The organism is Rhizobium sp. BK316, from assembly GCF_014193695.1.
In the GTDB taxonomy this organism is placed as follows: domain Bacteria; phylum Pseudomonadota; class Alphaproteobacteria; order Rhizobiales; family Rhizobiaceae; genus Rhizobium.
On record NZ_JACHZR010000005.1, the window covers coordinates 38,794 to 61,074 of the forward strand.

At 56.8% G+C, this 22,281-nt stretch carries 21 protein-coding genes, 1 tRNA gene and 1 pseudogene; 12 read left to right on the forward strand and 11 right to left on the reverse strand.

Annotated features, from left to right (window positions below; translation table 11 throughout):
- Positions 1 to 4: 4 nt before the first annotated feature.
- Together FHT87_RS23390 and FHT87_RS23395 are read right to left on the reverse strand one after the other, a co-directional pair.
- Complete coding sequence (locus FHT87_RS23390) at positions 5 to 442, reverse strand: universal stress protein (protein ID WP_183805130.1); 438 nt, start codon at positions 440 to 442, stop codon at positions 5 to 7.
- A 121-nt stretch (positions 443 to 563) separates the two neighbouring features.
- Entirely contained in the window at positions 564 to 815 is a 252-nt protein-coding gene (locus tag FHT87_RS23395) for a hypothetical protein (RefSeq protein WP_183805132.1), read from the reverse strand.
- A 205-nt stretch (positions 816 to 1,020) separates the two neighbouring features.
- On the opposite strand from FHT87_RS23395, the gene FHT87_RS23400 reads away from it, so the two are divergent.
- Entirely contained in the window at positions 1,021 to 1,284 is a 264-nt protein-coding gene (locus FHT87_RS23400) for a DUF982 domain-containing protein (protein WP_183735144.1), read from the forward strand.
- 967 nt (positions 1,285 to 2,251) lie between these two features.
- On the opposite strand, the pseudogene FHT87_RS31285 reads toward FHT87_RS23400, so the two are convergent.
- Positions 2,252 to 2,506, reverse strand: a pseudogene (locus FHT87_RS31285) (flagellin); the annotation flags it as partial.
- Positions 2,507 to 3,023: 517 nt separating this feature from the next.
- Between FHT87_RS31285 and FHT87_RS23410 the strand changes: the two are divergent.
- Both FHT87_RS23410 and FHT87_RS23415 read left to right on the forward strand, forming a co-directional pair.
- A complete protein-coding gene (locus FHT87_RS23410) occupies positions 3,024 to 3,533 on the forward strand; it encodes a hypothetical protein (RefSeq protein ID WP_183805134.1) in 510 nt (169 codons plus the stop codon).
- 164 nt (positions 3,534 to 3,697) lie between these two features.
- Entirely contained in the window at positions 3,698 to 3,871 is a 174-nt protein-coding gene (locus tag FHT87_RS23415; RefSeq protein ID WP_183805136.1) for a hypothetical protein, read from the forward strand.
- 24 nt (positions 3,872 to 3,895) lie between these two features.
- On the opposite strand, the gene FHT87_RS23420 is transcribed toward FHT87_RS23415, so the two are convergent.
- On the reverse strand, positions 3,896 to 5,359 hold the full coding sequence (locus FHT87_RS23420; protein ID WP_183805138.1) for a P-loop NTPase fold protein: 1,464 nt from the start codon (positions 5,357 to 5,359) through the stop codon (positions 3,896 to 3,898).
- Between the two features lie 296 nt (positions 5,360 to 5,655).
- Here FHT87_RS23420 and FHT87_RS23425 point away from each other — a divergent pair, with 296 nt between their 5' ends.
- The 4 genes from FHT87_RS23425 (at position 5,656) to FHT87_RS23440 (ending at position 8,558) form a co-directional block, all read left to right on the forward strand.
- Positions 5,656 to 6,087 (forward strand): type II toxin-antitoxin system antitoxin SocA domain-containing protein, encoded by a 432-nt coding sequence (locus FHT87_RS23425; RefSeq protein WP_183805139.1) that lies wholly within the window; start codon positions 5,656 to 5,658, stop codon positions 6,085 to 6,087.
- Entirely contained in the window at positions 6,087 to 6,536 is a 450-nt protein-coding gene (locus FHT87_RS23430) for a hypothetical protein (RefSeq protein ID WP_183805140.1), read from the forward strand. The genes FHT87_RS23425 and FHT87_RS23430 overlap by 1 nt, the downstream gene beginning before the upstream one ends.
- 204 nt (positions 6,537 to 6,740) lie before the next feature.
- Positions 6,741 to 7,016 (forward strand): hypothetical protein, encoded by a 276-nt coding sequence (locus FHT87_RS23435; RefSeq protein WP_183805141.1) that lies wholly within the window; start codon positions 6,741 to 6,743, stop codon positions 7,014 to 7,016.
- Positions 7,017 to 7,175: 159 nt separating this feature from the next.
- Positions 7,176 to 8,558, forward strand: a complete 1,383-nt coding sequence (locus FHT87_RS23440; protein WP_183805142.1) for a hypothetical protein — start codon at positions 7,176 to 7,178, stop codon at positions 8,556 to 8,558.
- Positions 8,559 to 8,721: 163 nt separating this feature from the next.
- Here the strand turns inward: FHT87_RS23440 and FHT87_RS23445 are convergent.
- Positions 8,722 to 8,798 (reverse strand) — tRNA-Met (locus FHT87_RS23445).
- A gap of 124 nt (positions 8,799 to 8,922) precedes the next feature.
- Complete coding sequence (mnmA, locus tag FHT87_RS23450) at positions 8,923 to 10,131, reverse strand: tRNA 2-thiouridine(34) synthase MnmA (RefSeq protein WP_183805143.1); 1,209 nt, start codon at positions 10,129 to 10,131, stop codon at positions 8,923 to 8,925.
- 268 nt (positions 10,132 to 10,399) lie between these two features.
- Between mnmA and FHT87_RS23455 the strand changes: the two genes are divergently transcribed.
- Complete coding sequence (locus tag FHT87_RS23455) at positions 10,400 to 11,356, forward strand: DMT family transporter (RefSeq protein WP_183805144.1); 957 nt, start codon at positions 10,400 to 10,402, stop codon at positions 11,354 to 11,356.
- Between the two features lie 327 nt (positions 11,357 to 11,683).
- On the opposite strand, the gene FHT87_RS23460 is transcribed toward FHT87_RS23455, so the two are convergent.
- Complete coding sequence (locus FHT87_RS23460; RefSeq protein ID WP_183805145.1) at positions 11,684 to 12,808, reverse strand: TDT family transporter; 1,125 nt, start codon at positions 12,806 to 12,808, stop codon at positions 11,684 to 11,686.
- Between the two features lie 106 nt (positions 12,809 to 12,914).
- Between FHT87_RS23460 and FHT87_RS23465 the strand changes: the two genes are divergently transcribed.
- Positions 12,915 to 13,793 (forward strand): LysR family transcriptional regulator, encoded by an 879-nt coding sequence (locus FHT87_RS23465; RefSeq protein WP_183805146.1) that lies wholly within the window; start codon positions 12,915 to 12,917, stop codon positions 13,791 to 13,793.
- Between the two features lie 305 nt (positions 13,794 to 14,098).
- Positions 14,099 to 15,097: a 2-hydroxyacid dehydrogenase gene (locus tag FHT87_RS23470; protein ID WP_183805148.1), complete on the forward strand. Its 999-nt coding sequence runs from the start codon at positions 14,099 to 14,101 to the stop codon at positions 15,095 to 15,097.
- Positions 15,098 to 15,231: 134 nt separating this feature from the next.
- On the opposite strand, the gene FHT87_RS23475 is transcribed toward FHT87_RS23470, so the two are convergent.
- On the reverse strand, positions 15,232 to 17,313 hold the full coding sequence (locus FHT87_RS23475; protein ID WP_183805150.1) for a bifunctional diguanylate cyclase/phosphodiesterase: 2,082 nt from the start codon (positions 17,311 to 17,313) through the stop codon (positions 15,232 to 15,234).
- Positions 17,314 to 17,586: 273 nt separating this feature from the next.
- On the opposite strand from FHT87_RS23475, the gene FHT87_RS23480 reads away from it, so the two are divergent.
- Positions 17,587 to 17,805 (forward strand): hypothetical protein, encoded by a 219-nt coding sequence (locus tag FHT87_RS23480; RefSeq protein ID WP_183805152.1) that lies wholly within the window; start codon positions 17,587 to 17,589, stop codon positions 17,803 to 17,805.
- A gap of 92 nt (positions 17,806 to 17,897) precedes the next feature.
- On the opposite strand, the gene serA is transcribed toward FHT87_RS23480, so the two are convergent.
- From serA to FHT87_RS23495, 3 genes are all read right to left on the reverse strand, one after another.
- The gene (gene serA / locus FHT87_RS23485) at positions 17,898 to 19,493 is read right to left on the reverse strand and encodes a phosphoglycerate dehydrogenase (RefSeq protein ID WP_183735154.1); all 1,596 of its coding nucleotides are present in this window, start codon (positions 19,491 to 19,493) and stop codon (positions 17,898 to 17,900) included.
- Between the two features lie 82 nt (positions 19,494 to 19,575).
- Positions 19,576 to 20,754: a phosphoserine transaminase gene (locus tag FHT87_RS23490; protein WP_183805154.1), complete on the reverse strand. Its 1,179-nt coding sequence runs from the start codon at positions 20,752 to 20,754 to the stop codon at positions 19,576 to 19,578.
- Positions 20,755 to 20,893: 139 nt separating this feature from the next.
- Complete coding sequence (locus FHT87_RS23495; protein ID WP_183805156.1) at positions 20,894 to 21,514, reverse strand: NAD(P)H-dependent oxidoreductase; 621 nt, start codon at positions 21,512 to 21,514, stop codon at positions 20,894 to 20,896.
- 93 nt (positions 21,515 to 21,607) lie between these two features.
- Here FHT87_RS23495 and FHT87_RS23500 point away from each other — a divergent pair, with 93 nt between their 5' ends.
- The gene (locus FHT87_RS23500) at positions 21,608 to 22,228 is read left to right on the forward strand and encodes a TetR/AcrR family transcriptional regulator (RefSeq protein WP_183805158.1); all 621 of its coding nucleotides are present in this window, start codon (positions 21,608 to 21,610) and stop codon (positions 22,226 to 22,228) included.
- Positions 22,229 to 22,281: the final 53 nt, after the last annotated feature.

The following is a 22,281-nucleotide window of genomic DNA, read 5'->3' on the forward strand; positions in this document are numbered from 1 at the left end:
TTTTTTACTTTACGACCAGGACTGGAATACCCGCCTCGGAAAGAACCTCGGACGTCTGGCTACCGAGCATGAGCCGCGAGATTCCGCGGCGGCCGTGCGAAGAAATAACGATCAGGCCGCAACCCTGCTCCGCCGCCGTTTCGAGAATGGCCGTGGCCGGCGAAAGGTGCACCTTGCTGACGAAGTCGGCGACCACACCGACGCTCTTCGCCTTTTCCCCAATGATCTGCTCCAGATCCTCGATCTCTTTCCGACGACCCTCGTTGTAGCTGTCCATCGCTTCCGCCTGCACGATCCCCTGGAGCGCAAAACCGGTCAGCGGCACGATGACGCTCACGATTGTCACGGGAAGGTTGAGCGCCTTGGCAAGCGCAAGACCATGATCGACACCCCGAGCGGCGAGTTCCGAACCGTCGGTGGGCAGCAATATGCGATTGTACATAGGAGATCCGTTCTGCTGGCTGAAGTCAGATGAAGGGGGAATTCAATCGCAATCGTAATCCCGCGCCTTGACGCAGGTCAACGCCGAGCCCCCGTTCAAGAGGACTCCAGGACATGTCTCATCAATTCCAGAGGAAATCCTTGCTCGTGATCCGCGAAGCAAGCTTCAGCGTGCCGTCGGGCTGAACGACATAACGTTCGAATTCCCGATAACCGAACTCTCCGAGAAACGTGTGCTTGATGACAGTGCCGGGTTTATAAGGCGAATGGATAACCTTGCCGCCATAGGTCAAGCTGCCCGGGATCGGCCGGTCCTGCGTCGTCGTGCTGCAGCCGGCAGCCAGAAGAAGCATTGCGACAACTGCGTATTTCATTGCAGATCCCCGGTACAGTGCACCTATCGGTCGAAATTATAGCGTCTGCGCCGCTACGGCGCACTTATTGTTTTGCTTTCGAGGACAAGTTGTAGCGGAGGTCCGTTGTGGTCATGATGGCGCCTGCCTCAAAATAAACCGTCGCGTGCACTGGTACGTCTCTTGCATCGTTAACAATACGCCATCCCATCAGGAGTATTGTGTAATGGAATGGGACACCTCGATTGAATTTGATCCCGTGATCCTTCTCTTTAAGGATCCCGACAGGATCTTTTCCGTCAGGACGGCCATGGGAGCCGCCAACGCGCTCATAAACGAGTTCCCCTGCAATGACGGAGAGGCGTTTCTTGCTGCGATTGAAATCTGTCTGGACGTCGTGAAGGGCAACGCTGGACCGGAGCAACTCAGAGCGGCGATAATTCGTGCCGCAAACGAGGCTGGCGTTACGGCTATCGACGTGCTGAACTGACTGTTCAGCACGACAGCGCTCGCTACCTTTGGGTGCGGGCCTCCGCCTCCCACCATATCTGCGTTGTGTATTGCTTCCAACAATGTTTCGTACTCTAGCGTCTAGGCTCCGGCATCCCTCGTATTCCGGTGCCGGAGGTCGCTTTGAGGAAGGCTCTGATTGCCGGATCTGCTTCTCGTCGCGCTCACTGAGCCCTTATAAAAAACGGTGCGGTATCGGACTTTGGTCCGATTGTAGACCGCGGTCTGTCCGCTAGTTTCCACTCTGCTGTTCGTCCAGAGTCAGTACGAGGAGGGTGTCTCTCCCTGACCGGAGGCCACCCTTTTCAATTTCTTCTTGAGATTCCGCCAAATGCCCTTGGCAACTTCTTCGCCCTCAGGCAGCGCCCCCAACCATTTGATTGGTGGCGATAGGGTCCATGCTCTCAATTTCGTCTTTTCTGATTACGGGAGACGAGGGACGACCAATTGTCAATGTAGCCGTTGAGAGGATGAATACCTCTTGGCTAACCGCCCAATAGAGAGACGCCTGATGTTTGACACCAGTAACCGGAATAACTGGGATTTTACGGGTCAAGGGCTTTTGCAAAGGCGGGCGGTAAAAGCCGCGATGTAAGTCTTGACACGCCACTGCGAGAATTCGAGCCGATCCGATGGCAAAATAGCGCACCTTCAAAAAAATCACAAACGGGCTTTGAAAAGCCTTTTAAAGCCGCTCAACCCGCCTTCAAATGATTGATTTCATTGGAGCCTGGATTTGAAGTGCTGGTTTCTGGCGGACCCCCAAGCACTACTGAAACGGACCCGAAATCCAAATTGACGTTTGCCCTGCAGGGAAACCTCGGACAGACCTCGTCTTTCGCCCGAAATCCGGGCCTTTCAGCGGCTCGACCTCTTCGACGAGGTTTGCCCGGCTGCCAATACCCACCGCCCCCCATCAATCCTCTGACATCATCGTTTGACAGGTACTATCCTCGGAAGAGCGTGAGAATATTTTTGGGCGCGTTGTTCGCGATCGATAGCGATTGAACGGCAAGTTGCTGCTGCGTCTGCAGCGCCGTCAGCTTTGAAGATTCCTCTTCCATATCTGCATCCACCAACCGACCAATGCCCGTCGTCGTATCTTCCATCAGCCCTTTGGTGAACTCTTCCTGCATCTCGAGGCGTTTCTGCATCGAGCCGACCGAAGCGGCGCCCGCTTGAACAGCCTGCATTCGCACTTCGAAATACTGGATCAGACTGTCGTATTCCTGCTGCCGTTTGAATACGCCCACATGGGCCATGTAGCTTTCCCCATCATGCAGAAAATAGTCGCTCTGCATTTCCTGCACTGTGCCGCTGGTGCTGTCGTAATAGGTCAGCGAATTGTTGGCGTAGCCAAAGGGAAGCAGTTCATCCAGCAGCCCGAATTCTTCGTGGCCCACGGTCGTCCAGAAACCGTCGCGTCCGCTCGTTCGCGAGACGACGGTCAGCGATTTTAAGGAAGTGAGCCGCACGCAGATCAGTGAAGCGCCGGCCTTTGAGAAGGTGAACGAGCACGGCGAATTCACCAGTGGGACGATGGGCGACAGCGCCGAAAAGTTCAAACTTGAGACTTTCGGCAGGATCATCGGCATTACCCGGCAGGCGATCGTCAATGATGATCTGAGTGCTTTTGACCGCATTCCGCGCGCATTCGGCGTCCAGGCTGCACAGCTTGAAAGCGACCTCGTTTGGGGTCAAATCCTGCTCAATGCGAATATGGGCGACGGCACCGCCCTGTTCCATGCGAACCACGGCAACTTGCTGACTGCGGGCACGATCGGCGAAATCACAGTTGCTGAAGCCCGGAAAAAGATGGGCCTACAAACCGGACTTGACGGAAAAACGGCGCTCAATCTATCACCCGAGTACCTTATCGTGCCCAAGGCTCTTGAGGTGGCAGCGCTCAAGTTCGTGACGAGCATCACGCCGGCCAAGACCGCCGATGCAGTCCCGAGCGAAATCCGCAATTTGACGGTCATCGCCGAGCCGCGTCTTGACCTCGGCGTCGCGCGCTACGGGATCGCCGGCAGCGCCACCGCCTATTACTTCGCGACGTCGCCGACGTTCGTCGATGTCGTCGAGCTTGCCTATCTCGAAGGAGCACGGGGCGTCTATACCGAGACACGCGCCGGCTTCGAAATTGACGGCATCGAGATAAAGGCCCGCCTCGACGTAGCCGCAAAGGTCATCGATTGGCGCGGTCTTTCCAAGAACGCTGGCGCTTGATCAGGGACAGAAGGCCGGCGCGCAATGGCCGGCCTTTCCCCTCCCCCTGGATAGGGATCGTTATCGCCTCGGATGGGGGTACGGGACCGCTGCCCCCCGACTTTTAAGCGTTTTTCGAAATTTGAAACTTGCGTTTTGGTTGGGTTGAAAGGGGAGAATTCTAAGTGCCGAAAATCTGTGTCAAACCCGGCTGGCAGAAGGTCAAAGGCTCGACCAAATATGAGAAAATCACCAAGCCGACGAAGCAACGAAATGCAGTGAAGCAGATTGCCGATCCCGAGGTCGGGCAACAGCGGAACCGTGACATGCGTCCGGCAAAACGTGACACCTATGCGTGACAGTGTGACGTCGGCAATGTCACGCTACGCCGCGGTAGACTTAACGGCTAAACGCCCTGCGTTCGCCACAAGATCGATCAAATCTGCTTGGATGCTTCGAGAATTTCGGTCAACGAATTTGCCGTTCCATTCCGGCATAAAGGTTTGGCGAACATATCGCTCCGTGGGAGCATCATTATTCGCTTCCTGCGCGCTCATCACCTTCTCCATAGATGTGAAGCGGTCGGTTGCGACCGAGAAAGCTTGATTGATCATTACTCGACGATCAATAGTTTGGCGGTAATCTTGTACGGTATCTCCTATGAACCAACCTTTAGGGATATCACGTTGGGCAACGACCAAGTCGACTGTGCCCGTGCGGTAGAATGACACGCAGAGCGGGAACAAAATAACCATATCTAGCGGAATTGGATGCTGCCACGCCGACACTGCAACATCAACCATCTCCAGAATTTGCTCGATCGCCCTTAGATCAAGCTCATATGCGTCACATGCCGATGACAGAAACTCCACCAAATCGTCCAACGGAACGCGGACTTTTCGTTTTTCAATCGAGGCACTGAGTTCCTCGATTTGACGCTTCACCGACACTTCTTTGAAAATGTACGTTCGATCGAAGAACCTCTTGAGATAAATAAAGCCGTCAAACCCCGCGCCATAGGTTCCGATGATACTGTATTGGAGCTGCTGAGAATTCGTTGCGAAGATGAATGCCACTCCGTCAACCTCGAACAGATGCTTTATCCGTTCAAGGAGATGAACGGCGTACGATGGGCGGCAGCGGTCGAGTTCGTCGATAAGAATAAAAAAGGGAGCTTTCTTTCCCGATTGATCTAAGATTTGAACAGCTTCAGCCAGCCTTTTGCGGAAAGACTTGACGGCTCTATCCGCCTTTTTGAACTGATCGATCATTTTTTGAAGCGTGCGATCAAATAGCTTTTCGATTTCAGCTTTGCCCGTTTCGAGCGAGCTTTCGACCACCGCTTCCGCTAAATCAGTGGCAAATGACGGGTCCGGGTCATCTGATAGAAGATCGTCGGAAGTGATATCGGCATGTTTTTTCCCTATTGACCTTAAAACGCCGGCTCCAATTTTCATCGCAATTGGACCGCCGTTCTCGACCACCGCTGTCCATGCCTTCTTAAGCCCGCTGTCCTCTCGCACGTACGGGGCAAATGCGCGATCAATCGCGGCCATAATCGCCACATATGGATCGCTCGCGTGATCGTCCTGCCACGCATTGACGTAAGCCACCACGTGGCCTTGAAGTTCGGCTTGTTTGCCAAATCGTTCTAGAAAGAAAGATTTGCCGGCGCCCCATCGAGCGTCAACGTTCAGTGCATATGAGCTTCGCCTATTTTGTCGCTTACGTTTGGCCACTTCGCCAACAATAAAATTATACAGGAAGTCCGCGTCCTGGCGCCTACCAAGACGATCCGCCTCCCATACCTGGTCTATATTTTTGGCTTCCAAATTTTCACCCTGCAATCGATCAATCCGAACTATGATGAATTTGCGCCCGCAAGTATGCAACTCCCTCACGGCGTAATGCACCGAGTAATTGCAACCGCAGAGACGAGGCGCTGGCATTGGGCAATCGGTCCCCAACCGCGCGGCGCGTCCTGCACGCGTCACCGATAAAAATTGAAAATTCAACTTTCCTCAGGCAGAAATCGCAACGCCTGTAGACGCCAGCCCTGCGTAAGATCGGGGTGAAACTTTACGTTAGTTGGGTATTATCCTACTTGTGCAGTGATAAGCTAAAACCTTTGAGAGGATTTTCTATGCCCCGCGCTGTTGACGTGGCGACTTATATTCTCGACAGGCAAGGCGAGATGTCAGCCATGAAGTTGCAGAAGCTTGTCTACTATTGCCAAGCCTGGTCACTGGTCTGGGATGACCGTCAGCTTTTCGACGATCGAATTGAGGCTTGGGCTAATGGCCCTGTCTGCCCGAACCTGTACGAAATCCATCGAGGCAATTTCCTGGTAAAGCCAGGCGATTTCAGGGGAGATAAGCGGAAGCTTGATGTTGTGGCGAGAGACACCATCAAAAACGTGCTGAAGTTCTACGCCGAAAAAGATGCGCATTGGCTAAGCGATCTCACTCATTCGGAGCGCCCTTGGCGCGAGGCTAGACGTGGCGTTGCTCCCGGTGATCGTTCCAATGCTGAGATAACTCACGCTGCGATGGCGGAGTATTACGGCTCGCTTTAATGTCAGGAAAAAACAAAAAGAAGAAGGTTCCCTCCATTGAGAAGGAGCCATCTCCCAGCAAAACCGTTAAGTTTGCTACGGATCCCGATGTTCGCGGGAAGCCGATCTCTTGGCGTTTTTCGAGCGTTGACAGGGGTGGACCGTACTCTTGGGCAGCACTCGAAGACCCAGCCACATATAAAGCGGTAATACAGAAGCTTTCTGAAATCGAAACGCTGTCGGAGACCGACCTTCGACAGCAAGGATCGCATCCCATCGAACTCCACAAGCTTTCAGGCGAAGCGCAACAACGCCTTCGCGAAATTCATCATGATGACATCGACAGTATCTTCTCGATCCGCCTGATGGGTGCGGTCCGCGTGCATTGCATTCATCATTTGAATGTGATGCGGGTTCTTTGGTACGACCCTGAACATCAGGTCTGCCCGGCACCTTTAAAAAATACCTGATCCCTTCCCGATCGCACCGGCGCGCGGATTGCTGAACTCCTCGAAACCGAGATATCGAAGCCTGATGCAGTATATTTGCCGCAGCCAGAAGTAGGAATAAATCCGACTTCAGGGCTGCATTGTTGGATTAAATCAACTGTTGCGAGCATCGTAAAAATGCTTACCTTGTCGAACCGTCGCCATTCCGGCGGCGGGAGATAAACAATGAAATCTATTTCGCTTTCCGCATTTGAGAGTTTCACCGGCCTCGAAGATTTCAACCTGACCGCCGACATTGAAGAGATCGGCCCAACCATCCGGGCGGCATCTCTTCTGTGCGCAAAGAATGGCGCCGAGCTTGCCGGTGTTGCCGGTCACCTGAAGGAAGATGCCGAGATAGGCGTCGAGTTGCGCGACGCCCTCATCGGCGCACGGCGCCAAGCGCTTTGCGACATGGTCGAAAATGCGGAACTTCGGCTTTTGACCGCGCTGTCAGCGTAAGCGGGAGCTCGGATGCGCTGCAAGCGGGGCAGTTATCTTGCTGCCCCGCGCGGTCGATCTGCCGGTATAGAATAATTCCTGTTGGAAAGAAGTCGTATCGCCTACTCGATCAACCTCAAAAGCAGTACAAAATCGCAACGAATGATTGCGGGGTAGGCAATGAGCGGAGCATATAACGACCGGAAAATTGACGAATTCGAGAATATTCTAAAACGGACGGCCCGCGGACTTCCGCTAGCGATGGTCCATTTCTGCGCCGTCAAGATAAATGAGAAATTCCAGGTCATTCAGGCACGATTGTTCTTGGAGGGCGGCACTCCGCCCGAAACTTCCTTCTATGAAAGTCGGACTGTAGTCGCAGGTCGGTTTAGCTTGCCGGAGACAGGCCTTTCGCCGATCGACTTCATACGCTCCGTTCACAAGGGGGACTTTGTCACACCGAAAGGGACATTAGCATTCGCTGCGAATAACGGCGGAGCGCGACCAATAAACATCCAACCTTTTCATCCCGCCGCCAATCAAGGCCGGCTGGCAGTCCTCACAATCAGTGGCGCGACGATGGGCGAACTTTGCTCTCGGCCATTGATAGATTGGGAACTGCGGGGCGCGGACGAACCCTATGACAGTCTTGATGAATTGCTACTTCAATTCCGACTTGGCACGCCTGGCCAGGAGACAGCATTCGACGCCGTCATACAACCGGTCTTGGAAGTCGATTTCGCGTGCGCCATCAACGGCGAAGACGCAGAAATCGGAGTTGTTACGTCAGCGGGAACTCCGCACGAGCTCGTGAAGCTCGGTTATCGGGTCTTCAACAACAAAAGAGAAATAACTGCGAGAGGAAGCTTCGCGGGTAATGCGCTCAATTGGCATGAAGACGTTGGACTAGATAGGGGCCGCGGCCACCTGAATGTTGCCGTCGGATCGATCATTCAGTGCTTCGCATCTTTCGATGGCGAAGCACTCCATCATGGTTACATCGTTGATCCGAAACATGGACAAAATGATCGTAGATCAACTTTTGAGGTGTCAGATCCCGGTCTTCAGGTGATGACTGAATTGCTGCTTCGAACAAGCGCTAAAGGAGGTCAAAGCCGCGATACGGAGGGGGCGGTGGCTTGGCTTCTGTGGCTATTGGGCTTCAATCCCAACTGGATCGGCTTCTTATCCAAGCTTCAAGAAGCGCCTGACCTAATCGCTACAACGCCTCGGGGCGATTACGTTGTAGTTGAAGTCACGATGGGAATGCTGAAAACCGAGAACAAGCTTGCGACCCTCATCGGTCGAGCAGCACGAGTTAAAGAGACGCTGACGGCAAGCGGATACGGACATATTCGAGTGTTGCCGCTCATTGTCACGACGCTACCCCGAGACCAGGTAGTTGCTGAGATTGAGCCTGCAGAAAAATCGGGAGCTCGCGTTTGTACGCGCGAAACGTTAGTTGATGCGATCGAGCGTACCGTTTTGCTCCCTGATGCCAATCGAATTTTCGATGAAGCCTATGCTGAGATTACCGCCGCCCTAGCGCCAAAGACCGAATGAGGTAGCGGCATTCTGTGTCGCACTTCATGTCGCATGGACCAGCGCGCATTTTCACGAACCCATTGGAAATGCGTAGAAATTTCCGGAACTGCGATGCAACATGACGCGACGAAGAAAAAGCGGCCTATCTTTCGATAAGCCGCTGTTTTCATTATGAAACTTTTGGTAGCGGAGGAGGGATTTGAACCCCCGACACAAGGATTATGATTCCTCTGCTCTGACCTACTGAGCTACTCCGCCACTGGTCAAACGATACCGTTCGCGAAGCGCTTCCGGTTCGTGGGATGTGCGGCTTATAAGGTGCGCTTCCGCTTTGTGTCAAGCACATGATGGAGAAAAACGGTGGCTTTCCGCAGCCCTGTTCTTAGCCGTTTCCGGCCATGGCATGATGGGAAAGCAGAGCCTTCAGAGAGGCTTCCGCAGCCGGCTCGCGCTCGGAACGCTCGATGAAGCCGCCGCCGAAGACGCGGGCGTCGTCGCCGGGCGCCGAATAAAGCGCACAGGCCTGCCCGGGCGCAATGCCAGCCTCGCCAACCGTCAGGTCGACATAGATGCCGCTCGCATCGATATGCAGCACGGCAGGCGCCGGCGCACGGGTGGAGCGCACCTTGGCATAGCAGGCAAAGCCTTCGCCTGAGGCTGCGACCTGAAGCGTCTCGTCACCCAGCCAGTTGACGTCGCGCAGGTAGACGCGATGCGTTTCCAACGCTTCCTTGGGGCCGACGATGACGCGGCGCGAACGGGCATCGAGATAAACGACATAGAGCGGCTCGCCGGTGGCGACGCCGATGCCGCGGCGCTGGCCGATCGTATAATGCAGGATACCCTCGTGCTGGCCGAGGATACGGCCGTCCAGATGCACGATATCGCCTGCCAAGGCCGAATTCGGCTTCAGCTTGGTGATGATATCGGAATATTTGCCCTGCGGCACGAAACAGATGTCCTGGCTGTCGGCCTTCTTGGCGACGACGAGACCCATCTCTTCGGCCAGCCTGCGGGTTTCCGACTTCGGCAATCCACCCAGCGGAAAGCGCAGATAGTCGATCTGCTCCTGGGTCGTGGCGAAGAGGAAATAGCTCTGGTCACGATCGGCATCGGCCGGGCGATAGAGCGCGCGGCGGCCGGGATTGCAGGAAGAAGGGTTCCGGCGCGAGCGGATATAGTGGCCGGTTGCCAGCGCATCGGCACCAAGCTCCTTAGCAGTCGCCAGAAGATCGGCGAACTTGACCGTCTGGTTGCAGGCAACGCAAGGGATCGGCGTTTCGCCGGCGACATAGCTTTCCGCGAAGGGATTGATGACGGTCTCGCGAAAACGCTTCTCGTAATCGAGCACATAATGCGGAATGCCAAGCGTTTCGCAAACGCGGCGCGCATCGTCGATATCCTGACCTGCGCAGCAGGAACCGGCGCGGTGGACCGCTGCGCCATGATCGTAAAGCTGCAGCGTGATGCCCAACACATCATAGCCCTGGCGTTTGAGAAGCCCGGCCACGACGGAACTGTCAACGCCGCCGGACATGGCGACGACGACACGGGTGTCTTCCGGCTTCTTGTCAAAATCCAGTGTGTTCACGGGTGCTGCCAAATTCTATGCTGTTTCGATCCGCCTTTTCTCACGTCGGAATGTGGCGGATTTCCTGTATGTCCGGCGGGATCGGCCGCCAGCTTGCATGGGCGACGGATATAGAAACTATTGCGTCTCCGCGCAAGGGCCGGCTTTTCGGGGCCTTGCCGGCGGCGTCATGCGCGGGTCACGCATTGCAGCTATTCGCAATCGACCTTTGATCGGCCACATTTCATCCCGTAGATGAAATGACCCACCTTTTTGTAGATTCGGATAAATGACAGCCGCCTCCACCACGCTTCGTGGCGTCCTTGTCGCATTTGCGGCCTATGCCGTCTTTGCCTTCAGCGATGCATCCATCAAGGCCCTGCACGGCACGGTTCCCTCCTTCCAGGTCGCCTTCACCGGTGCGATCCTCAGCCTTGCTGCGCTGCCTTTCATCAAAGGACGAGGAGATTCATGGCTCGACATTTTCAGGACGACGAACCGGCCGCTCTGGATGGTGCGCTTTGCGGCTGGCGCGACCGGTGCAATCGCCTCCATCATCACTTTCACCAAGCTGCCGATGGCGGAGGCTTTCTGCCTGCTGTTTCTGCTGCCGTCCTTCGTCACCATCCTCTCGGTCATCTTTTTGAAGGAAGATGTGCGCTGGCAGCGCTGGGCCGCCGTCATCGTCGGCTTCCTGGGTGTGCTCGTGGTTCTCAGGCCGGGTTTCCGCGAACTGTCCGTCGGCCATCTGGCGGCGACCATCGGCGCGATCGCCGCCGCCGTTGCCATCGTCATCCTTCGCAAACTCGGCCCGGCCGAAAAGCGCCTCTCGCTTTATGGCGCCTCGCTGCTCGGCACCCTTGTTGTCAGCGGCCTGCTCATGCTCTCGCAGGTAGTCGTGCCAAGCCCGCAGCAATGGCTGTTCCTTGCGAGCTACGGCCTGCTCGGCGCAGCCGGTAACGTGATGCTGATGACTGCCGCGCGGCTCGCCCCTGCAACGCTGGTCGCGACACCGCAATACAGCCAGATGATCTGGGCGATCGCCTTCGGTTATCTCTTCTTCAACGACAGCGTCGATCTGCCGATGGCTTTCGGCATCGTGCTCATCATCTGCTCGGGCCTGCTGACGCTGATCCGCGAACGCAAGCGCCAGGTCCCCTTGCCTGCAGCCGTTGCCTCCGGCGACGCACAGTCGCCGATCGCAACGACGCCAGTGGAAGGCGACGGAGAAGCCCCGACGCGATAGGCCTATTTCACTGCCTCGCGCCTGATGCGCAGACCCAGTTGGGGCGCAGCGCAGCATGGGAACGGAAAAGGCATCAAAAAAGACGCAGCCGGAACTGCGCCTTCAAGAAAGAGGTGGATATTACCGGCTCAGGCGCCGATCAATTTGTTGCAGGCAAGTGCGATACCCGGGTTGGCGATGATGGCCGCCATGAGCGCCAGCCCGATCATCGACAGTGTGTAGCGTTTCATGTGCATCCTCCTTTTCCAGCCCCGCAGAGAGTATGCAATGCTGACTGGCATTCTCAAAATAACGAATGATTGAGAAAGTTGTGTAGGCAATAGACCATCAGCCCTCTAGGCTGGGATCCACAAAGAGCGAACCATCATAGGCGCCGCAGCACGTGCGGAAGGCGACGACGATCCAGATTGCGGCAAGGGCTGCGACCAGAACTTCCCCGAAACCAGCAAGTGCCGGTAGCGGGAAAATGCTGGAAAGTCGCAGCGTCGCGACGGCATAGACACCGATCGGGAAAGTATACCCCCACCAGCCGAGATTGAAGGGCAAGCCCTGCCGCAGGTGGTTGATGGTGATCGCGACCGCCAAACCGAGCCACCAGAGGCCATAGCCCCATAACAGGACGGCACCCAGCAGAGCCGCACCCGAAATTGCCGGAGCCAATGCACCGAGCCCGCCCGCAGCGAGAGCTTGCTCACCATTGACGGAAAACAGAGCGAGACCAAGCGCACCGGTACCAACAGGGCCAAGCGCCAGGAAGCTCGTTGCCGCCATGCCGGCCGGCGGCAGCTTGTGCAGGGCCATACGCAGGAAGAGGATGATGAGAATGCCGAGAGCGAGTGGCACCGAGCAGGACCACAGCACGAAACTTGCAAAGAGCACCGGAAGCTGCGTGCCTTCGGCAAGATGCGGCACCAATAATCCGCCGCTGGCGGCTGTGACCTCCGAGGCGACGATCGGCAGAAGCCAGATGGCGCTCATATGCTCGATTGCATGCTGCTGACGCGTGAACATGACCAGCGGAATGGCAAGACCTGCCAGAACCGCCAGCCCCGCATCCGCCCACCACAGTTCCGATCCGATAGCAACGGCAGTGTCACCGACGAGAGCTGGCCCGAAGATCAGGAAGCCGTTGACGATGGTCGCAAGTCCCATCGGTATACAGCCAAAGAACATCGAGACCACCGGATGGTCGAAGGCCCTCAGTGCAGCGCCGGGATGCAGCAGCCACTTTCCCGCATATATGCAGCTCAGAACCGCAAACAGCCCAATATTCGCCAGCCACAACGCCTCACCCGCAGCATGGAGTGCCGGTGAACCAGGAAACTGGCCAAGACAGACGGCAAGGATACCGGTTCCCATCGTCGTCGCAAACCAGTTCGGCGTGAAGTGGCGCAGGACTCGCGCCCGATGACGAACAGCCGGGGCGGAGGGAGATAGATGAAGGACGGCCATGACGAATTCCTTTCGTTGGCCGCTTTCCTATCGCCGTAAAATAATCGATTCCAACGATTTATTTTTATCTATTTGTTCGATAAAATCGAATAATTCTGGAGGCGGCATGACACTGGAACAGCTTAGAATATTCATAGAAGTGGCAGCGCATCAGCACATCACAAAGGCCGCCAATCATCTGAACATGACCCAATCGGCCGTCAGCGCCGCAATTGCCGCCCTGGAGACACGCCACAGCGTCACACTGTTCGACCGCGTCGGCCGCTCGATCGTACTGAATCGGACCGGGCAATTGTTCCTCAGGGAAGCACAGGCCGTTCTCGCCAGTGCAAAAGCGGCGGAAGCGGCCCTCATGGACCTTTCCGGGCTCATGCATGGCGAGCTCACCATCATGGCCAGCCAGACGATCGGCGGCTATTGGTTGTCGCCGCGGCTTGCCGATTTCCGGCGGGATTATCCGGGGATCGAACTGGCAATCCGCATCGGCAACACGGCTGAAGTGTCTGATGCGGTTGCCAATGGCGAGGTGGAAGTGGGCCTTATCGAGTGGCCGAGCGAGAGGCGCGGCGTTTCGGCAAGACAGGTCGCGTTGGACGAGATGATCGTCGTCGTCGCCCCCGATCATCCCTGGTCGGACGGCAAACCGCACAGCCCGGCCGATTTTCCTCAGACGCAATGGGTCCTGCGCGAACAGGGGTCCGGCACCCGCCTCGCCTTCGAAAGCCTTCTGCAACAGGCCGGCCTTGATATCGATGCTCTTGATGTGGCGATGGTGCTGCCGGAAAACGAACCGCTCGTCGGCGTCGTCGAAGCTGGCATCGGCGCCACACTAATGTCGCGCAGCGTCGTTGCCATGAAGTTGCACAACGGTCTTCTCACCGAGGTGAATATGCCGCCCCTGCCCCGCCCCTTCTTCCTGCTGCGTCACGAAGAGCGCTATCGCAGCAAGGCGGCCGATGCTTTCGATATGATGATCTCAGGCTGACGCCCTTTCTGACTGCAAGCGCCGCACACGCCGATAGAGGCTACGCGATGCTACGGGCTTCATCATGTAATAGATGCTAGCGTCTAACCTGGTATACTTTTACCTGGGCGATAGTTGGAAGGCCTCCATGTTACTTGGCGTCCCCTTATTTTCCTCCTTCTCACAAGCTGTAGAAATCCGATGGCCTCGGTATCCACTTGCTTGACAACGAAGACGCTGGTTGGGCCTACACGCAAGCATTCTGGCAGTCCCACGCTTTTTCATTGAAGGCGGACGCAGTCTCAAGCACGACGATAGGATTACCCATGAAAATAGCCGTTTTCAGCGCTCATACCTACGACAAGGATTTCCTGGACGAAGCAAATCGGCGTGAACCGGCGCCCTTCGACCTGATTTACCAGGAAGCCAGTCTGTCCTTGCAGACGGTAGCCTTTGCGCAGGGCTGTGATGCCATATGCGTCTTCGTCAACGATGTCGTGAATGCACCCGTCCTTGAGGCGTTGTACAGGCTCGGTGTGAAGGGCGTTTTTCTCCGTTGCGCAGGCTTCAACAATGTCGATATCGCTGCCGCCCAAAAGCTTGGTCTCCTCGTCGCGCGTGTGCCCGCCTATGCTCCGGAGGCCGTCGCGGAACACACGGTAGCGCTGATCATGACGCTTAATCGACACACACATCGCGCCTATAACCGCGTTCGGGAAGGCAATTTCATGCTCAACGGCCTGTTGGGTATGACCCTTCACGGAAAGACTGTCGGCATCATCGGCACAGGCAAGATCGGCCTCGCTGTCGCAAAAATCATGAACGGTTTTGGCTGCCGTATTCTGGGGTTCGATCCAACGCCCTCCCCGGAATTTACAGCTATAGGCGAAATGGTGAATCTGGATAGCCTGCTGGCACGGTCTGATATCGTCACGCTCCACTGCCCGCTCTTTGAACACAACCGACACATGATCAACAGAGAGAAACTGGGTTTAATGAAACCTGGCGCAATGCTGATCAATACGTCCCGCGGAGCACTCATCGATACGCGCGCGGTCATTCTGGCACTGAAATCCCGTCGCTTGGGCGCTCTTGGTATTGATGTTTACGAAGAGGAGAGCACGCTTTTCTTTCACGATCGGTCGTCCGATATCATCGATGACGACGTCTTTCAGCGGCTGATGACTTTTCCCAATGTTCTGGTGACGGGGCATCAGGGCTTTTTTACCACCGAGGCCTTGCGCGAGATTGCAGACGTCACGTTTCAAAACCTGAATTGCCTGGTCAATGGGACAAGCTGTCCGAATGCCGTTCTGAAGGCATGAAGCCTCCTTCTGACACCAAACCTGAATTCGAACGAACCAGGAAGGGCCGATGTGACAGCATTCTTGGTTTGCTGGCAAATGAGCTTTCAATATAAATCAGGACCGCGTACCGAGGCTGATCCCATGTCACGATCTCAGGCTGACGCTGTCTTCAACTGTCGGCCGTAGATCAATGCTTCAGCCTCACGCTGCGGCATGGGCTTGCCGAAAAGATAGCCCTGCACCTCGCCGAAACCTTCGGCCCGCAGCTTCTGCAACTGCTCCTCGGTCTCGATGCCCTCGGCAAGAGTAACGGCATTGAAGCCGGAGCCAATACCGGCCACGGCCCGCACGATGGCCAGATTGCCGGGATCCGTCTCGATGCCGGACACAAAACTGCGGTCGAGCTTGATCTTGTCGAAGGTGAAGGCGCGCAGATAGCTGAGTGACGAATAGCCCGTACCGAAATCGTCGATCGCAATACGCACGCCGAGTTCTTTCAGCGCCCGAAGCAGCGGCAGGCTCTGCGCCACATCGGCCAGGAAGACAGATTCGGTGATCTCGATTTCCAGCCGCTCGGGACGCAGTCCCGCCTCATTGAGCGCACCGACGACGCCGGAAAGCAGACTTGCATGGCGGAACTGGCTGACAGAAAGATTGACCGCGATCTTCAGATGGTCCGGCCAGGAAGCTGCGACGCGGCAGGCCTGCCGCAAGACCCAGTCGCCGATCGGAACGATTAGTCCCGTCTCCTCCGCCAGCGGAATGAATTCCATCGGCGGCACAAGACCGCGCACCGGATGCCGCCAGCGGATCAGCGCCTCGAAACCGCCGATGCCATCATCCTCGAGCTGGACGATGGGCTGATAATAAAGTTCGAACTGCCCGTGTTCCAGCGCATCACGCAATTCGCCGGTCAGATGATGTCGACGCTCGGCCTCGAGCCGCATCGCAGGCTCATAGAGACGATAGGTCGAGCGGCCGCTTTCCTTGGCGGCATAGAGCGCAAGATCGGCATGACGCATCAGCACGTCAGCTTCGCCAGTATCGACAGGAGCCAGTGCAATGCCGATGCTGCAGGTGACGTGCTCCCGCGTGCCGTCAAGATCAAAAGCCCTGGCAAGTGACTTGAGCAGCAGGTCGGCGAAACGCTCTGCTCGATCTGGCTCGACAAGCTGCAGCACGACTGCGAATTCGTCCCCACCGAGACGAGCCACGAGGTCGCCTTCATCGGCGAGCGCCAACAGACGCTCCGCCACTTGGCAGAGAAGCGCATCACCTGCAGCATGGCCCTTGCTGTCATTGACCGTCTTGAAGTGGTCGACGTCGATGTAGAGCAGTGCCACCGGTTTTTCGATGGAAGCGGTAATGGCCTGCTTGTGGATATGCTTGGAGAAGGCGGCGCGGTTCGGCAGGCGCGTCAGCGAGTCATGCATGGCAAGATGCGCAAGCCTTGCTTCCACTGCGCGCTCCTCCGTCACGTCGTGCGAGATGCCGAGCAGATAACGTGGCTCCTTCCCTTCAGGCGCCGGCAGGGCACGCTTGACGGTGCGAAGGATCCGCTGACCGCCGTCGGCCCGCTCCATTGTCTCCTCGAAGCTGATCGTCTCGCCGGCGGCGAATGCCACATGATCCTGCTCATGAAAGATGGCGGTCTGCTCGGAGGGGAAAAAGTCCCGGTCCACATGTCCGATCACGTCGCCGGCACGAAAGCCCATGATCTCGCCGCACGCCTCGTTCAGCAGGATGTAGCGGCCATCTTCTTCCATATCCTTCACGAAGACGCCGATCGGCAGATTGTCGACGATGCTGTCCAGCAGCGAACGCGTATCGGTGATCTGGCGGTGGGCGGCATTCACCTCGGTGCGGTCCTGCACGATCGCCAGGATCGCAGTCCTTCCTTCAAAGCGTACTTCCCGGCCGTAAGTCAGAACCTCGATGGCCTCACCATTGGCCTTCAGATGCGTCCAGCGCTCGGCCTTCTCCATGTCGGTACGATCATGAACGGCGCTAAGCATCCGCTCCCGTTCGGCAGCGGGGCGGATATCGAGCACGGTCATGCCCTGATAATCCTCTGCGCTGTAGCCATAAAGCATAAGCGCAGCATCATTGACGATTAGGAAGCGAAGCGTATCCGGATCGTAAACCCACATTGGAGAGGGATGCGTCGCAAACAGCGAACGAAAATCGTCAACAAGAGCTTCGGACTGCTCGGATATCGTCTGAAACGAGGCCATTGAGAAATTCACGCGAAATTGGAACCAATATTGAAAGCAGTATAACCAGGAAAGTTAAATAAAATCACAATCATAGGCGGCTCAAACTTTGAGCTAACGCCTGTTAAACAAGCAGTGAGAGCCTTCGGCACCACTCATATCGCGATTTGGTTGAAAGCTTCCGCCGTTCAGACCAAAGCATGGTTTGGATGCGAATGCGTTCCCTCAGATGGAACCAATCCATCCCGCAATAGTTACTTATGATGAAATTGCAACCGCATCTGCAGGGAGGCGATGATGCGCGCATCGGCAATGACAGATCACGACAGAATCCGCGAATGGATCGAGGCACGCGGCGGCCATCCCGCCCGCATGAGAAGCGGTACGGTTCGCATCGATTTCGGCAAGCCGGCAAATGCTGTCGAAGATATTTCCTGGGACGAATTCTTCAGGCTTTTCGATGAGAGTCGGGACGCTTTCCTTCATCATGACAATGAAGCCAGCCGCCGCTGAACGTCATCAGTCGATAGCGCACCCAGGGTCCTACATAAAAACCCGACGCGGAGACCGCGCCGGGTTTTGCACATCTTCCTTGGGAGGAAAACTCAGTCGACGTTGAAGGCCAGCAGCTTTGCCTGACGGATCGCCGGATGCGCTGTCAACTTGTTCAGAACGGCATCGTCAACCGCAGCATCGACATAGAGCAGAGCGATGGCGTCGCCGCCCTGCTTGTCGCGGCCGAGCTGGAAGTTGGCAATGTTGACGTCCGCAGCACCCAGCGTCGTGCCGATGAAGCCGATCATGCCGGGAACGTCGGTATTGGCGATGTAGATCATATGGCTGCCGACATCGGCGTCGAGGTTGATGCCCTTGATCTGGATGAAGCGCGGCTTGCCGTCGGAGAAGACCGTGCCGGCAATCGAGCGCGTCATGGATTCCGTCGTCACGGTCAGCTTGATATAGCCGTCGAAGACGCCCGACTTGTCGCGCTTGACTTCGGAAAGGATAATACCTTTTTCCTTGATCATGATCGGCGCCGAAACCATGTTGACGTCGGCAACCTGCGAGCGGATCAGGCCTGCGAGAACCGCAGAGGTCAGCGCGCGGGTGTTCATGCTGGCCGTGACGCCGTCGTAGAGGATCTCGATCTCCTTGATCGGCTCTTCCGTGACCTGACCGACGAAGGCGCCGAGAACATCGGCGAGCTTGATGAACGGCTTCAGGATCGGCGCCTCCTCAGCCGTGATCGACGGCATGTTGATGGCGTTCGAAACCGCACCCTTGACGAGGTAGTCCGCCATCTGCTCGGCTACCTGCAGAGCGACGTTCTCCTGCGCTTCCGTGGTCGAAGCGCCGAGATGCGGCGTGCAAACGACGTTCGGCAGGCCGAAGAGCGGGCTTTCCTTGGCGGGTTCGACTTCGAAGACGTCGAAGGCAGCGCCGGCGACGTGGCCGGACCTGATGGCATCGGCAAGCGCTGCCTCATCGACGAGACCGCCGCGGGCGCAGTTGATGATGCGAACGCCGGGCTTCGTCTTGGCAAGCGCTTCCTTGTTCAGGATTCCGCGCGTCTTGTCCGTCATCGGCACATGCAGCGTGATGAAATCGGCCTGGGCGAGCAGCTCGTCGAGCTCGACCTTGGTGACGCCCATTTCCTCGGCACGCTCCTTGGAGAGGAACGGGTCATAGGCGACGACGTGCATCTTCAGGCCAATGGCGCGGGCACAGACGATGGAGCCGATATTACCGGCGCCGATGACACCGAGTATCTTGCCGGTGATTTCGACCCCCATGAACTTCGACTTTTCCCACTTGCCGGCCTGCGTGGAGGTGTCGGCAGCCGGAAGCTGACGTGCGACAGCAAACATCAGGGCGATTGCGTGTTCGGCAGTCGTGATCGAGTTGCCGAAGGGCGTGTTCATAACGATGATACCACGGCGCGATGCGGCCGGGATATCGACATTGTCGACGCCGATACCGGCACGGCCGACGACCTTGAGGTTCTTGGCCGCTTCGATGATCTTCTCCGTCACCTTCGTGGCGGAACGGATGGCGAGACCATCATAATTGCCGATGACTTCGAACAGCTTGTCCTTGTCCTTGCCGAGCTGCGGCTGGAAATCGACTTCGACGCCGCGATCGCGAAAAATCTGGACGGCAGTTTCCGACAGTTCGTCGGATACGAGAACGCGAGGTGCCATGAGGGCCTCCTTCAAAGAGTTCAACGATGAATGAATTCGGAATGCGGGGCTCCGCCATCAGGCGGAGCCGGATGCGATCACGTCAGGCGGCAGCCTGAGAAAGCGCGGCTTTCTGGGTTTCAAAAGCCCAGGAGAGCCACGGCATCAGCTTCTGCATGTCTGCAGTTTCGATCGTAGCACCCGCCCAGATGCGCAGCCCGGACGGAGCGTCACGGTAAGCGCCGATGTCGTAAGCGACACCTTCCTTTTCGAGGAGAGCGACGAGGCCCTTGGCGAAATTTGCCTGGCCATCGGCATCGAGAGCAGCCACATCCTTGTCGACGATCTTCAGGCAGATCGAGGTATTGGATTCGATCTCCGGCTTGACGGCCAGATTGGCGATCCAGTCGTTTGCGGCGACGAAATCGGCGATAACATTGGCATTGGCATCGGCGCGGCCGATCAGGGCCTTGAGGCCGCCAAGCTGCTTGGCCCAGAGAAGCGCATCAATGTAATCTTCGACGCAGAGCATCGACGGCGTATTGATCGTCTCGCCCTGGAAGATGCCTTCGATGAGCTTGCCGCCCGAGGTCAGGCGGAAGATCTTCGGCAGCGGCCATGCCGGCTGATAGGAGACGAGACGTTCGACGGCGCGCGGTGACAGGATGAGGATGCCATGCGCACCCTCGCCGCCCAGAACCTTCTGCCAGGAGAAGGTGACGACATCGAGCTTGGCGAAATCGAGATTCTGCGCGAAGGCGGCAGACGTCGCGTCGCAGATCGTCAGGCCCTTGCGGTCGGCAGGGATGAAATCGGCATTCGGAACGCGAACGCCCGAGGTTGTGCCGTTCCAGGTAAAGACCACGTCACGGTCGAAATCGACAGTGGAAAGGTCGGGAAGTTCGCCGTAACCGGCTTCGATCTTGCGAACGTCCTTCAGCTTCAGCTGCTTGACGACGTCGGTAACCCAGCCGGCACCGAAGCTTTCCCAGGCGACCATGTCGACGCCGCGCTCACCGAGCAGCGACCAAAGCGCCATCTCGACGGCGCCGGTATCGGAAGCAGGAACGATGCCGATGCGGTAATCCGCAGGCACTTCCAGAATTTCGCGGGTAAGATCGATGGCCTGCTTCAGCTTGGCCTTGCCGACTTTCGCACGGTGCGAACGGCCGAGGGCCGCATCGGAAAGAGCTTCGAGCGTCCAACCAGGACGTTTCGCGCAGGGGCCAGAAGAAAAATGAGTGTTTTGCGGACGCACGTCCGGCTTTGCGGTATTCGCCATATTGCTACCCTTCCAGATAGATGGCTCCTCGTTGGGGAGGAGTGTCCCGCCGCCGTGTTTATGGGCGAAGCCCGTCATAGTCAAGCGGCTGACGTCGTTTCTAGAGGATATTTTGCCGCAGTGGCGATCGTCTTTCCGGTTACGCCGCACTGCTTGCGGTACAGCGGCCCTGAAAATTGAAGATGTTGCGACCAATGCAAGACGCCGCCTCGATATGGGCAGCAGCATTTCCCGCATCCGCGTCGAGAAACAGTTCCGACATCACGACATGGGCGCCGCAGTAGTCGAAAATGCCATGGTCGATCTGCGTCCTCATGGCGTTGAGATAGCCGTGCCGCTCATAGGTGCTGACATCTGCACCACCGATACCGACGAGATGCACCCGCAGATGCCCGAGCTTCTTCACGACCTTGCTGCCGGGTACATCGTCATAAGCCCAGCCATTGGCAAAAACGCGATCGATCCAGCCTTTCATCAGGGCCGGCATCGACCACCAATAGACGGGATAGACCAATACAAGCGCATCAGCGCGATCGATTCTCGCCTGCTCGGCGGCGACATCGGCGGGGGGCGCAGCTTTGCGGCGATGGGCAGCAATATCGGCTTCGCTGAATCTGGGATCGAAAGCCTCATCCGTTAGATCCGCGATGTCGAAGGAGTTGGCGCCGTCGAATGCCAATATGCCCGCGGCAATTTGCGCGGCAACGCCATGGCTGAGAGAACCAGAATCGGGATGAGCGAGAACGATGAGTGCATGCATGTCGAAACCTCCTGATCGACGCTTGCGAGCAAGGTCGACGGCTTATATACTTTTTGTAAACTACTTTTGGTAGGTTACTTTTCGTAGGTTATGATGTCAAGCGTTGACAACCGACATAACAGCACCACCGCGCGCCCGCGCCGCCGGCTTTCGAGAGAGGAACGGCATCGACAGCTTCTGGACGTGTCGTGGCAGCTGATCCGGGAAGAAGGGACCGATGCGCTGACGCTTGGCCGGCTCGCCGAACAAGCGGGCGTGACGAAACCTGTCGTCTACGATCATTTCGGCACACGGCCAGGACTGCTTGCTGAACTTTACCGCGAATTTGACGATCGGCAGACGGCGCTGATGAATACTGCGCTTCGTGAAAGCGGACAGGCACTGATCGACAAGGCAAAGGTGATGGCCGCCTCCTATATCGATTGCGTTCTCACACAGGGGCGTGAAATTCCCGATGTGATCGCAGCTTTGGCGAGTTCCCCGGAATTGGAAAAGGTCAAGCATGAGTGTCAGGTAGTTTTCATGGACCAGTGCAGATCCGTGCTTGCCCCCTTCGTCGGTGCAGGGGCCATCGCTTCAGCCAGCCTCTGGGCAATGCTCGGCGCTGCCGAAACTCTCTCTTACGCCGCCGTAACGGGTGAAATCACGGCCAGACAGGCTGAGAGCGAACTTTTTGAAATCATTCTGGCAATGGTCTCCAGAAACACTCGCTGAAACGAAAAAGCCGCCCCTCCGGGCGGCTTTCGATAATCTCTGAAGCTCTGGTC